Annotated in this window: 14 protein-coding genes; 9 read left to right on the top strand and 5 right to left on the bottom strand. The window is 66.9% G+C overall.

Features of this window, described 5'->3' with window-relative positions:
- The first annotated feature begins 5 nt into the window (after positions 1–5).
- From ACFPU0_RS07665 to ACFPU0_RS07625, 9 genes are all read left to right on the top strand, one after another.
- Positions 6–809, top strand: a complete 804-nt coding sequence (locus ACFPU0_RS07665) for an aspartate dehydrogenase (protein WP_377692273.1) — start codon at positions 6–8, stop codon at positions 807–809.
- 11 nt (positions 810–820) lie between these two features.
- Positions 821–2,305, top strand: a complete 1,485-nt coding sequence (locus tag ACFPU0_RS07660; RefSeq protein ID WP_377692272.1) for an aldehyde dehydrogenase — start codon at positions 821–823, stop codon at positions 2,303–2,305.
- Positions 2,306–2,318: 13 nt separating this feature from the next.
- On the top strand, positions 2,319–3,284 hold the full coding sequence (locus ACFPU0_RS07655) for a VOC family protein (protein WP_377692271.1): 966 nt from the start codon (positions 2,319–2,321) through the stop codon (positions 3,282–3,284).
- 7 nt (positions 3,285–3,291) lie between these two features.
- Positions 3,292–3,609, top strand: a complete 318-nt coding sequence (locus ACFPU0_RS07650; RefSeq protein WP_377692270.1) for a hypothetical protein — start codon at positions 3,292–3,294, stop codon at positions 3,607–3,609.
- A gap of 1 nt (position 3,610) precedes the next feature.
- Entirely contained in the window at positions 3,611–3,829 is a 219-nt protein-coding gene (locus ACFPU0_RS07645; RefSeq protein ID WP_084311601.1) for a recombinase-like helix-turn-helix domain-containing protein, read from the top strand.
- Positions 3,830–3,852: 23 nt separating this feature from the next.
- Complete coding sequence (locus ACFPU0_RS07640; RefSeq protein ID WP_377692269.1) at positions 3,853–4,872, top strand: Rieske 2Fe-2S domain-containing protein; 1,020 nt, start codon at positions 3,853–3,855, stop codon at positions 4,870–4,872.
- The gene (locus ACFPU0_RS07635; protein WP_377692268.1) at positions 4,869–5,303 is read left to right on the top strand and encodes a RidA family protein; all 435 of its coding nucleotides are present in this window, start codon (positions 4,869–4,871) and stop codon (positions 5,301–5,303) included. Before ACFPU0_RS07640 ends, ACFPU0_RS07635 begins: the two co-directional genes overlap by 4 nt.
- A 16-nt stretch (positions 5,304–5,319) precedes the next feature.
- Positions 5,320–6,276 carry a PDR/VanB family oxidoreductase gene (locus ACFPU0_RS07630; protein ID WP_377692266.1) on the top strand — a complete coding sequence of 319 codons (957 nt, stop codon included), beginning with the start codon at positions 5,320–5,322 and terminating at the stop codon, positions 6,274–6,276.
- 773 nt (positions 6,277–7,049) lie between these two features.
- On the top strand, positions 7,050–8,285 hold the full coding sequence (locus tag ACFPU0_RS07625) for a hypothetical protein (RefSeq protein ID WP_377692265.1): 1,236 nt from the start codon (positions 7,050–7,052) through the stop codon (positions 8,283–8,285).
- Between the two features lie 144 nt (positions 8,286–8,429).
- Here the strand turns inward: ACFPU0_RS07625 and ACFPU0_RS07620 are convergent, their stop codons facing one another.
- From ACFPU0_RS07620 to ACFPU0_RS07600, 5 genes are all read right to left on the bottom strand, one after another.
- Positions 8,430–8,609 (bottom strand): PA3496 family putative envelope integrity protein, encoded by a 180-nt coding sequence (locus ACFPU0_RS07620; protein WP_377692264.1) that lies wholly within the window; start codon positions 8,607–8,609, stop codon positions 8,430–8,432.
- Positions 8,610–8,717: 108 nt separating this feature from the next.
- Positions 8,718–9,356: an endonuclease III gene (gene nth, locus ACFPU0_RS07615; RefSeq protein WP_377692263.1), complete on the bottom strand. Its 639-nt coding sequence runs from the start codon at positions 9,354–9,356 to the stop codon at positions 8,718–8,720.
- Positions 9,356–9,925 (bottom strand): Rnf-Nqr domain containing protein, encoded by a 570-nt coding sequence (locus tag ACFPU0_RS07610; protein WP_377692262.1) that lies wholly within the window; start codon positions 9,923–9,925, stop codon positions 9,356–9,358. Before ACFPU0_RS07610 ends, nth begins: the two co-directional genes overlap by 1 nt.
- Positions 9,922–10,530 carry an RnfABCDGE type electron transport complex subunit G gene (locus tag ACFPU0_RS07605; protein WP_377692261.1) on the bottom strand — a complete coding sequence of 203 codons (609 nt, stop codon included), beginning with the start codon at positions 10,528–10,530 and terminating at the stop codon, positions 9,922–9,924. The genes ACFPU0_RS07610 and ACFPU0_RS07605 overlap by 4 nt, the downstream gene beginning before the upstream one ends.
- Positions 10,527–11,534: an RnfABCDGE type electron transport complex subunit D gene (locus ACFPU0_RS07600; protein ID WP_377692260.1), complete on the bottom strand. Its 1,008-nt coding sequence runs from the start codon at positions 11,532–11,534 to the stop codon at positions 10,527–10,529. The genes ACFPU0_RS07605 and ACFPU0_RS07600 overlap by 4 nt, the downstream gene beginning before the upstream one ends.
- Positions 11,535–11,537 lie beyond the last annotated feature (3 nt).

The raw sequence follows: 11,537 nt of genomic DNA, 5'->3' as shown, positions 1-11,537 counted from the left end.
ATGCCATGCTGCATATCACCATGATCGGTTGCGGCGCCATTGGCGTCGGTGTGTTGGAACTGCTGGAGAGCGACCCGCATCTCCGGGTCGATGCGGTGATAGTCCCGGAAGACTCCCAGGCCCTGGTCCGCCAGCGCCTGGCCAGCCTGCGCAAGCCGCCGCAGGTGCTCGCCGAACTGCCGGCCGGGGCGCGCCCCGACCTGCTGGTGGAGTGCGCCGGGCACCGCGCCATCGAGCAGCACGTGCTGCCGGCACTGGCCCAGGGCATCCCCTGCCTGGTGGTGTCGGTGGGCGCGCTGTCCGAGCCGGGACTGGTGGAACGCCTGGAGGCCGCTGCCGAGTCCGGCGGCACCCGCATCGAACTGCTGCCCGGCGCCATCGGCGGCATCGACGCGCTGTCGGCGGCCAAGGTCGGCGGCCTGGAATCGGTGCGCTACACCGGCCGCAAGCCGGCGCGCGCCTGGCTGGGCACGCCGGGAGAGCAGGTCTGCGACCTGGAACACCTGGTCGAGGCGCGGGTGATCTTCGAAGGCAGCGCCCGCGAAGCCGCGCGGCTCTACCCGAAGAACGCCAACGTCGCCGCCACCCTGTCGCTCGCCGGCCTCGGCCTGGACCGTACCCAGGTGCGCCTGATCGCCGACCCGGCGAGCAGCGAGAACGTGCACCAGGTGGAAGCCAGCGGTGCCTTCGGCGGCTTCGAGCTGACCCTGCGCGGCAAGCCGCTGGCGGCCAACCCCAAGACCTCGGCGCTGACCGTGTACAGCGTGGTCCGCGCGCTGGGCAACCACGCCCACGTGATTTCGATCTAGGGACAATAACCGTGATTGACCTGAACCCGATCCAACCCATCTGCATCGCCGGCGAGTGGCGCCTGGGCGGCGGCGACCTCTACCAGAGCCTCTACCCGGCCACCGGCGAGGCCATCGCCCGCCTGCACGCCGCCAGCCTGGACGACGTGGAAGAAGCCATCCAGGGCGCCCACCGCGCCTTCCGCGAAAGCGGCTGGGCCCAGCGCAAGCCCCATGAGCGCGCCGCCGTCCTCTACCGCATCGCCGCGCTGATCCGCGAGCGCAGCGAAGAGCTGGCGCAGCTGCAGCGCCTGGACAACGGCAAGCCGATCAAGGAAACCCGCAACCTGGTGGCCAGCGCCGCCGCCACTTTCCAGTTCTTCGCCGCCGCTTGCGAGACCCTGGAGGAAACCATCACCCCGTCGCGCGGCGACTTCGTCACCATGAGCGTGTACGAGCCCATGGGCGTGGTGGCGGCCATCACCCCCTGGAACTCGCCGATCGCCTCCGAGGCGCAGAAGCTCGCCCCGGCCCTGGCCGCCGGCAACGCCGTGGTGGTCAAGCCGGCGGAGATCACCCCGCTGGCCGCCCTGGCCCTGGCGCGCATCTGCATCGATGCCGGCCTGCCGCGCGGCCTGGTCAGCGTGCTGCCGGGCAAGGGCTCGCTGATCGGCGATGCGCTGACCCGCCATCCGCTGGTCAAGCGCGTGTCCTTCACCGGCGGCACCAGCACCGGCAAGCACATCGCGCGCATCGCCGCCGACAAGATGATGCCGGTGTCCATGGAACTGGGCGGCAAGTCGCCGACCATGGTGCTGGCCGACGCCGACCTCGACCACGCGGTGGCCGGCGTGCTCTACGGCATCTTCAGCTCCAGCGGCGAGTCCTGCATCGCCGGCTCGCGGCTGTTCGTCGCCCATGAGCACTACGAGGAATTCCTCGACCGCCTGGCCGCCGGCGCTAGCGCCCTGCGCATCGGTGACCCGGCCGACGAGCGCACCCAGATGGGCCCGCTGATCAGCGCCGCCCACCGCGAGTCGGTGGAGCGCTACGTGGCGATGGGCGTGGCCGAGGGCGGCCGCCTGCGCACCGGCGGCGTCCGCCCCCATGGCGAGGCGTTCGACCGTGGCTACTTCTACACCCCGACCATCATCGAGGGCCTCTCCAACGACGCCCGCCTGTGCCAGGAGGAAGTCTTCGGCCCGGTGCTGGTGGCCATGCCCTTCACGGATGAGGCCGAGCTGGTCGAGCAGGCCAACGACAGCTGCTACGCGCTCGCCGCCGGCATCTGGACCCGCGACTTCCAGCGCGCCTGGCAGCTCGGCCGCGCCGTGCAGGCCGGCACCGTGTGGATCAACACCTACAAGCAGTTCTCCATCTCCACCCCCTTCGGCGGCTGGCGCGACAGCGGCCTGGGCCGCGAGAAGGGCCGCCTGGGGATACTCCAGTACATGGAACAGAAGAGCCTCTACTGGGGCCTGAACCAACAGCCGCTGGCCTGGGCCGGCCAGCATTGATGAGGAAAACGCGATGAGCGTATTGGGAATCGACGAAATCACCTACGGCGTGGAAGACCTGGCCAGCAGCGCCCGCTTCTTCGCCGACTGGGGCCTGAAGCAGGTGGAGGCGAGCGACGACCAGGTGGTCTTCGAAAGCCTCAACGGTTGCCGCGTGATTGTCGCGGCCCTGGACAAGCCCGGCCTGCCGCCGGCCATCGAGGCCGGCTCGACCCTGCGCGAAGTGGTCTGGGGCGTGGAGAGCGAGGCGGACCTCAAGCTGTACGCCGAGCGCATCGCGGGCGACCCCGGCTTCAGCGAGGGCGAGGGCCGCATCGGCTGCACTGACCCCAACGGCATGGCGGTGCGCCTGCAGGTCACCCGCAAGCGCGATATCCAGGTCCAGTGCGGCCAGTCCAACACCTGGCAGTTCAAGGGCCGGATCAACCAGGCCAGCCCGATCTACGAGCGCGCCCAGCCGATCGAAGTCGGCCACGTGGTGTTCTTCGTCAAGGACGTGAATGCCTGCGAGCGCTTCTACAGCGAGCGCTTCGGCTTCGTCTGCTCCGACCGCTACCCGGACCGTGGCGCCTTCATGCGCTGCGCGGAGGAGGGCGGCCACCACGACCTGTTCATGCTGCAACTGCCGCAGCCGCGCGCCGGCCTCAACCACGTGGCCTTCACCGTGCGCGACATCCACGAAGTGTTCGGCGGCGGCATGCACATCTCCCGCTGCGGCTGGGACACCGAGATCGGCCCGGGCCGCCACCCGGTGTCCTCGGCCTACTTCTGGTACTTCCGCAATCCCGCCGGCGCCCTGGTGGAGTACTACGCCGACGAGGACCAGCTGACCGGCGCATGGCAGGCCCGCGAGTTCGAGCCCGGCCCCACGGTGTTCGCCGAGTGGGCCATCGCCGGCGGCCTGGACGGCAACACCCGGCGGCAGAAGAACGCCGAGGCGCCGCAAGGCAAGTTCCTCACCGACAAGCCCAAGAGCTGAGGTGGCCATGAGCGAGACGCTGCTGCTGACCGTGCTGCTCAGGCACGACCAGTCGAAGAACCTCGAAGACATCCAGGCCCACATGAAGGCCATGGACTGGTGGGAGCGATTCCCCGGCGAGGGCGTCGAGATCGTCTCCTGGACCGTCGCCATGGGCCTGGGGCAGATCGTCACCCTGCGCCTGCCGCCGGCCCTGCTGCCACGCATCAACGTTGAACTGGAGCGCTCCGCCTGGGGCGTGTTCCGCACCGAGTGCTACCCGACCTACGACTTCGTCCCGGTTCGCGAAACCATCCGCGAACGGGTCCGCAATGGAGGCCAATGAAATGCAAGACCGTTACCTGGAACCCCATCAGGCCCGCACCCGCGAGCCGAACTCCTTCGAGGACCTGCTCGGCGACTCCATCGAGCGCGCCTACGCCGCCGGCATCCACGACCTGCCGGGGCTGCTCGGCTACCTCAACCAGGCCGGCCCCACCTGTCCGGGCGGCGGTCCCTGGACCGAGGACGCCTACAAGACCCTGATGGCCCGCCTGGGCGAATGAATTCCCTCCAAGAGGAACCTGCTATGAGCACCGTGGACCCTGTTGAACAACTCCTCGCCAACGGCCTGAAGAACCTCTGGTACCCGATCTGCCCGGTCGGCTTCATCCAGGACAAGCCGGTATCCCTGCGCCGCCTGGGCTACAAGCTGGCCCTCTGGCGCGACACCGACGGCACCCTGCACGCCCTCGAAGACCACTGCCCGCACCGTGGCGCGCCGCTGTCGCGCGGGGTCAACCTGGGCGACCGCCTGCAGTGCCCCTACCACGGCGTGGAAGTGCGCTGCGACGGCGTCACCACCCGCGTGCCCGGCAGCCCCGGCTGCAAGCTGGAAGGCAGCCAGGCGACCCGCTTCTTCCATGTCACCGAGGCCGCCGGCGCCGTCTGGCTGTACAACTCGGCGGGCAATGTCGAGGAGGCGCCGCCGCTGGTGCTGCCCGAGCAACTGACCGATCCGGCGTTCTCCCACTTCCTCTGCTACACCGAGTGGCGCGGCGACTACCGCTACGTGCTGGACAACGTCATGGACCCGATGCACGGCACCTACCTGCACAAGCAGTCCCACTCCATGTCCGAAGGCGAGAGCCACGCCAGGTTCGTCACCCGCGACACCGATACCGGCTTTATCTTCGAGAAGGAAGGCCAGCGCGGGGTCAACTTCGACTGGACCGAATGGGCCGATACCGGCGTGCACTGGATGCGCCTGGAGATCCCCTATCCGAAAACCGGCGGCCCGGGCGGCAACTTCCATATCGTCGGCAGCTACACCCCGATCGCCCGCGACCTCTGCGCGGTGTTCCACTGGCGCTGCCGCCCGCTCACCGGCTGGCAGCGCGACACCTGGCGCTTCCTCTACAAGAACCGCCTGGAAGAGCGCCATTGGGCGGTGCTGGAGCAGGACCGCGAGATCCTCGAGTTCATGGACCCGGACGCCAACCAGCGCGAGAACCTCTACCAGCACGACCTCGGCCTGGTGCGCCTGCGCCGGCACATGAAGAACCTGGCCAAGGCCCAGCTGGAACTGATCGAGGCCAAGCAGCTATGACCCCGGTCCGCCGCATCCGCGCCGCCGGCGCGCCCGACCTGCCCGGCGCCAGCTGGTCCAACGCCCTGCTGGTGGGGCAGGAGCTGGTGCTGTCCGGCATGACCGGGCACCCGGCCACCCGTCAGGCCGCCAAACGCGGCGAGCCGCTGGACGCCCATGCCCAGACCCTGGTGGTGCTGGGCAAGGTGAAGGCATTGCTGGAAGAGGCGGGCGGCCATGTCGGCAACATCTACAAGCTCAACGTCTATGTCACCCGCATCGCCGACAAGGACGAGGTCGGGCGCGCGCGGCGCGATTTCTTCGCCGGCCAGGGCACCTTTCCCGCCTCCACCCTGGTGGAGGTGAGCGGCCTGGTGTTCCCCGAGCTGGTGGTGGAGATCGACGCCTGGGCGCGCCTGGACATCGACCTGGCGAACTGCGACGAAGCCTGAACACAGAGGTAGAAAGATGACTCACAACAACACATTGACGGCCTTCGTCCACACCCTGCGCTTCGAGGCGGAAGGCATCATCAGCGTCGAGCTGCGCCCCCATGGCGACCAGGTGTTCGTACCCTTCACCCCCGGCGCCCATATCGACCTGCACCTGGCCAACGGCCTGGTGCGCAGCTACTCGCTGCTTAATTCCCCGGAGGACAGCGGCCGCTACGTGGTCGGCATCCTCCGCGACCGCAACAGCCGTGGCGGCTCCGCCTACGTGCACCAGAACCTGCGGGTGGGCATGCAGCTGCAGATCTCCCCGCCGCGCAACCTGTTCCAGCTCGACGAAAGCGCCGAGCACAGCGTGCTGGTGGCCGGCGGCATCGGCATCACGCCGATCTACTGCATGCTCAACCGCCTGCGCGCCCTGGGCAGGTCGGTGGAGCTGCTCTACTGCGCGCGCACCCGCAAGGAGGCCGCCTTCGTCGAGGAGCTGGCCGCCAGCGACGCCAATATCCAGCTGCACTTCGACGACGAGAAGGGCGGCCCCATCGACCTCGAGGCCTTCCTCGCCGCGCGGCCGTCCACCGCGCATTTCTACTGCTGCGGCCCGACGCCGATGATCGACGCCTTCGAGAACCTCTGCGAAAGCCTCGGCCACCCGAACGTGCATATCGAGCGCTTCGCCGCCGCGCCCCAGGCCCCGGCGGCGCCCCAGGGCAGCTACGAAGTGCAGCTGGCGCGCAGCAACAAGAGCATCGAGGTGCCCAGTGGCAAATCGCTGCTGGATGCCCTGCTGGAGTCCGGCATCGAAGTCGACTGCAGCTGCCGCGAAGGTGTCTGCGGCGCCTGCGAGACCCGCGTGCTGGAAGGCGAACCCGAGCACCGCGACGGCGTGCTGACCAAGGCCGAGAAGGCGGCGAACCAGACCATGATGGTCTGCGTGTCCGGCTGCAAGGGCGCGCGCCTGGTGCTGGACCTCTGATCCCCTGTCGTTCCTTTGCTCACCACTTTGGCCGGCGCTCGTGACGCCGGTTTTTTTTGCCTGCGGGAAATGCACCTGGCCATGTAGCCCGGAGGGGCGGACCCGGCAAACCCCCCGTAGGTTGCGGCTGAGCTACGCGAAGCCCAACGCCCGCAGTTAGCCCCTGGTCCATGCACCGGACAGGTAGGATGGGTGGAGCTCCGCGATACCCATCGAACCATGGTGATGGGTATCGCTTCGCTCCACCCATCCTACGAGGCTTACATGCACGGACAGCCTCCTCTCCCTCTGGAAGTTCACTCGGTATTATCCCTGCGAAACTTCAATGACTATCCAGTCACGTTTCCAGTATGAAACGACAAATCCCCCCAAAAAGTGTCACCGTGAATATTCTACGCACACACTTCGTGCGCTTTTGTTACCCCGGAATAGTCAGGTTTCAAGGGTGGTACAAAAGTCCTTGTTCTACATATAAACAATTGAATTAAAAGGTGTTTTGTCAATTCGTCCTGCTGGCGATGCAATGGCATGATTCATGCTCAAAACAACGTATCGCAGGTGAAACAAAATGCGATGGAGTTGGCCTCTCGGCAGCGCTGCCGGGTAACAGCCGAACAGGCCGATGGAAAGGCCGAAAAACAATTAACGAGCAACAAGAGAAACGCCTGACCCTTCTCGCAAATACAACTTTCAAGTTGTTCGGGAAGTTCGGGCGGCGGGTCTCGTTTTGCTCAAAGAAATTCTGCCTTAGCGAACTTGCAGATGAGGTCGTAATGAAAAAGTACGTGCTGTCCATTGGTCTCGCGCTTTGCACCCACTCCGTCATGGCCGACCAGTCCGCCGGCCCGGCGGCACCAACGGCACCGGTGGCCGCGCAGCCCAAGCCGTTCCCCCATATCGGCCTGCGCAGCGACGACGGCAAGAGCACCCTGGATATCGGTGGTGCCCTGCGCATGAACTACCGCGACGAGGATTGGGACACCACCGAGAACAACGGCCGCTTCCTCTTCGATACCTTCCGCCTGGACGTGCAGGCGACCCACCACAACTTCTTCTCGGACCTGGGCTACTGGTTCCAGGACGACGGCAAGCAGTCCATCGATCGTGGCTTCATCGGCTACAAGTTCAACGACACCTCCAGCCTGCAACTGGGCGCCCCCTTCAAGCCCTTCGGCCTGGAGCCCTATCCGCAGTTCGGCTGGAGCTACCACATCCCGTTCTTCCTCGGTTACGGCGTCAGCGCCGGCACCGGCGCCAAGTACGTCTACAAGGATACCGAGTGGAATATCCAGGCCGGCTACTTCCCGCGCATGCTGCCCAGCGACCTGCGCTATTCCCCCGAAGTGGGGCGTTTCTCCGACCTCAACGACAACGCCATCCCCGCCATCCATTCGCGCCAGGACAACGAGAAGCGTGACCAGGTGAACCTGCGCGTGGCGCGCAACTTCGCCGGCGACGGCTGGAAGACCGAGGTGGGCGCCTCGCTGGCGGCGGCGCGCCTGCACAACGCCACCACCGACGACGACGGCGACTACTGGGCCGGCGCCCTGCACGCGGCGATCAACAGTGGCAACTGGACGGTGACCACCCAGGGCATCCGCTACGAGTTCGATCCGAAGAACCCGGCCGGTGTCAGCGACGACGCCATCCTCATGGGCACCAACGGCCTGACGCCGGCCTTCCTGATCGCCTCCGAGGCCACCGTGGCATCCTTCAACGTCGCCTACGACGTGCCGACGCCGAATATGGGCATGCTGAAGAAGCTGCGCTTCTATAACGACTACAGCCGCATGTTCAAGGACAAGAGCGGTTGGGACGACTCGCAGATGTACACCGCCGGCGTGCAGTTCATCGCCATGCCGATCATGGGCTGGCTGGACTTCACCTGGGGCCGCAACGCCAACCCCTACGGCGGCGCGGAGAGCGGCACCGGCTTCACCAGCACCACCTCCTCGCGCAGCGACGAGTGGCTTTTCCGCACCAACCTGAACATCGGGTACTACTTCTGACCGGGCGGTGGTGACGCGCGCCGCAGGTCTGCCCTGCGGAGCATTGGGGGCGCTTTGCGCCCCTTCGCGAATGAATTCGCTTCCACAGGCCAGAGCCCAAAAACAAAAAGCCCCGCATGGCGGGGCTTCTCGAAAAGGGGTCGCTTACAGATCGAAGTCGTAATCGGAGAGCTGCTTCTGCAGGCGGCGCTCTTCGAGGTAGTTGTCGATGATGCGGCGCTTGGTCAGGTTGGTCTTCGCGGTTTCTGCCGGGGTATCCGAATCGTCGGCATCCTCGGAAGCGAAGTCTTCTTCGAGTTCGATGTCTTCTTTGGCAGTGGTCATAAGGTTCACTCCACAATGCGGGGCGCTATTGGCGCACCTTATAACCACAAAGCCAGGGTCGGTAAAAAAGATTTTTTCAATCGGATACTTGAGTGAATCAATAGGTTATCAATCGTCGGTAGTCTTCGCCTTGTACTCGCACAGGTCTTCGATACGGCACGCACCGCAGCGCGGTTTGCGGGCGACGCAGACGTAGCGGCCGTGCAGGATCAGCCAGTGGTGGGCGTCCAGCAGGAATTCCTTGGGTACGAATTTCAGCAGCTTCTTTTCCACTTCCAGCACGTTCTTGCCGGGGGCGATGCCGGTGCGGTTGCTGACCCGGAAGATGTGGGTATCCACGGCCATGGTGGGCTGGCGGAAGGCGGTGTTGAGCACCACGTTGGCGGTCTTGCGGCCGACGCCGGGCAGGGCTTCGAGGTCTTCGCGGTTGTCCGGAACCTGGCCGCCGTGTTTCTCGATGAGGATGCGGCAGGTCTCGATGACGTTCTTCGCCTTGCTGTTGTACAGGCCGATGGTCTTGATGTACTCCGACAGCCCCTCCACGCCGAGTGCATGGATGGCCTCCGGGGTATTGGCCACCGGGTAGAGCCTGGCCGTGGCCTTGTTCACCCCGACGTCGGTGGCCTGGGCGGAGAGGATGACCGAGATCAGCAGTTCGAAGGGGGTGCTGTAGGCCAGTTCGGTAGTGGGGTTGGGGTCGTCGTCGTGGAGGCGGCGGAAGATTTCGTAGCGTTTCGCGGCGTTCATCAGGAATCAGCGGTCCGGTTGGTCAGGCGGCGCCACAGCGCCAGTAGCGTACCGATCAGGATAAAGGCTCCGGGCGCCAGGGCGAACAGGGGAATGCCATCGGCGCCGAACTGCAGGTGCCAGTCCAGGGCAGTCGGGCCCAGTAGCCAGTCCAGGTGGGCCAGCAGTGTGCCGTGGCCGGACGCTTCGCGCAGGGCACCCAGCAGCAGGGCCAGCAGGGCGAAAACAAGCCCGGCGCGCAGGCCTTCGAAGGCGTCGGGGCGTTCCTGTTGCGCCAGTTGCAGGCAGGGCAGCACCAGCAGATAGGGGAACGGCCCCAGCGCGCGGTGCAGCTCGAAGGCGGCGGCCTGCAGCAGCAGGTTGCCCAGGCTTACCAGCAGGGCGGCGAGGAGCAGCGCGCCGAGCCCGTGGGCGTGGCCGGTGAGGTGGCGGTCAAGGAGCGGCAGGACCAGGCCGAACAGCGTCAGCAGGGGCAGGCCGAGCAGGGCGAGGCCCATGCCCTTCACCAACAGGTCGGTGGCACCCACCAGTAGCGCGAGGCCCATGAGGCCGAGGTGGCTGGCGTTCATGGCGCTCTCTCCCCGAGCAGCAAGCGGCGCTGGCCATCGAAGAACTGCAGGGCATGCTGGGTGGCACTGACCACGGCGCGGGAGGTGATGGTGGCGCCGGCGATCTGGTCGAACTGGCCGTTGTCGGCTTTCACCCGCCATTCGGCTTCCGGGTGGCTGGCCAGGGATTGATCGGCGAAGGATTTCAGCCAGGCGCTTCGTGCCGGCTCGATGCGATCACCTATCCCCGGGGTTTCCCGATGGCCGAGGACCTTGGTGGCCAGCAGCCGACCATCCGGGCGGATCGCCAGCAACAGCCGGATCGGCCCTTCGTAGCCCTTGGCCGTGACCGGCAGCAGCACCGCCACCGGGGCGCCTTCCCGGGTGGCCAGCCAGGCCTCCGTGGGGGGCGGCACGCCCAGCAGTTCGCTGGCTGGCAGGGCGATGGGACGGGCCAGGGGATGGTTGTCGTGGCTGCCGGGGGGAAGCAGGTCGAGCAGGGCGCGCTCGTCGGCGGCCTGGCGTTCGGCCTCGATACGGCCTGCCAGCAACTGGTCGGCGGCGATCAGCACGGTGAGGCCCAGGCCCGCCAGCAGGGCAAGGATCGCCAGGTTGCGGCCGTTCATGGCTGCGGCTCCTGGCTGCGCGGGGCGTAGCGATCGAGGGTCGGCACCAGCAGGTTCATCAGCAGGATCGCGAAGGCCATGCCGTCGGCATAGCCGCCCCAGGTGCGGATGCCATAGACCAGCAACCCGGTGCCGACGCCGAACAGCAGGCGGCCACGGTCGCTGGCGGCGCCGGACACGGGTTCGGTGGCGATGAAGAAGGCGCCGAGCATGGTGGCGCCGCTGAACAGGTGGAACAGCGGCGAACCGTTGGAGTCCGAGCCGGAGCCGTTCCAGCACAGCAGGCTGATGACGAAGAGCCCGGCCAGCAGGCCCACCGGCGCGTGCCAGCGGATCACCTTGCGTTGCAGCAGGAACAGGCCTCCGAGGAGGAAGGCCAGGTTGACCCATTCCGCGCCGCGCCCGCCGAAACTGCCGAAGGCCAGGTGGCCGGCGAAGAGTTCGTCGACGGTCAGGCGGTCGTTGTGCTTGAGGCTGTCCAGGGCGGTAGCCTGGCTCCAGCCGTCCACCAGCCCGCCGCCGATGCCCAGCACCTGTTGCAGGGATTCGCCCAGGCCGGGGTGCTGGCCGGGCGTGGGCCACTGGTTGAGCTGGGCGGGGAAGGCCACCAGCACCAGGGCGTAGCCGAGCATGGCCGGGTTCAAGGGGTTCTGCCCGAAGCCGCCGAACACCGCCTTGCCGCACAGCAGGGCGAAGGTGCAGGCACAGGCGGTGAGCCACCAGGGCGAGTAGGGTGGCAGGGCCAGGGCGAGCAGGGTGGCACTGACCAGGGCGCTGCCTTCGCCCAGCAGCGGCTGGTTGAACAGCGAGGCCTCCGGCGCGGCGGGTTGCTGGCGCAGGCTCCGCACCAGGGCTTCGCAGGCCAGGGCGGTGGCCAGGGCGACCAGCAGTTGCAGCGGGCTGCCCCAGCCGTATTGCCAGACCAGCGCGAGGAGCCCCGGCAGGCAGGCGACCAGCACCAGCTGCATGCTGGGACGCGGGTCGAAGGCCGGGCGGGTGGTCATGGC

This window comes from Pseudomonas sp. GCM10022186, from assembly GCF_042656385.1.
In the GTDB taxonomy this organism is placed as follows: domain Bacteria; phylum Pseudomonadota; class Gammaproteobacteria; order Pseudomonadales; family Pseudomonadaceae; genus Metapseudomonas.
This window is presented reverse-complemented; position numbering and strand designations above follow the sequence as displayed.

Bases quoted from the DNA above. Each gene is read 5' to 3' on its own strand.
- ACFPU0_RS07650 (WP_377692270.1), top strand. From the start codon at position 3,292: ATGAGCGAGACGCTGCTGCTGACCGTGCTGCTCAGGCACGACCAGTCG.
- ACFPU0_RS07645 (WP_084311601.1), top strand. From the start codon at position 3,611: ATGCAAGACCGTTACCTGGAACCCCATCAGGCCCGCACCCGCGAGCCG.
- ACFPU0_RS07600 (WP_377692260.1), bottom strand. From the start codon at position 11,534: ATGACCACCCGCCCGGCCTTCGACCCGCGTCCCAGCATGCAGCTGGTG.
- ACFPU0_RS07610 (WP_377692262.1), bottom strand. From the start codon at position 9,925: ATGAACGCCAGCCACCTCGGCCTCATGGGCCTCGCGCTACTGGTGGGT.
- ACFPU0_RS07620 (WP_377692264.1), bottom strand. From the start codon at position 8,609: ATGACCACTGCCAAAGAAGACATCGAACTCGAAGAAGACTTCGCTTCC.
- ACFPU0_RS07605 (WP_377692261.1), bottom strand. From the start codon at position 10,530: ATGAACGGCCGCAACCTGGCGATCCTTGCCCTGCTGGCGGGCCTGGGC.
- ACFPU0_RS07665 (WP_377692273.1), top strand. From the start codon at position 6: ATGCTGCATATCACCATGATCGGTTGCGGCGCCATTGGCGTCGGTGTG.
- ACFPU0_RS07640 (WP_377692269.1), top strand. From the start codon at position 3,853: ATGAGCACCGTGGACCCTGTTGAACAACTCCTCGCCAACGGCCTGAAG.
- ACFPU0_RS07630 (WP_377692266.1), top strand. From the start codon at position 5,320: ATGACTCACAACAACACATTGACGGCCTTCGTCCACACCCTGCGCTTC.
- nth (WP_377692263.1), bottom strand. From the start codon at position 9,356: ATGAACGCCGCGAAACGCTACGAAATCTTCCGCCGCCTCCACGACGAC.
- ACFPU0_RS07625 (WP_377692265.1), top strand. From the start codon at position 7,050: ATGAAAAAGTACGTGCTGTCCATTGGTCTCGCGCTTTGCACCCACTCC.
- ACFPU0_RS07635 (WP_377692268.1), top strand. From the start codon at position 4,869: ATGACCCCGGTCCGCCGCATCCGCGCCGCCGGCGCGCCCGACCTGCCC.
- ACFPU0_RS07655 (WP_377692271.1), top strand. From the start codon at position 2,319: ATGAGCGTATTGGGAATCGACGAAATCACCTACGGCGTGGAAGACCTG.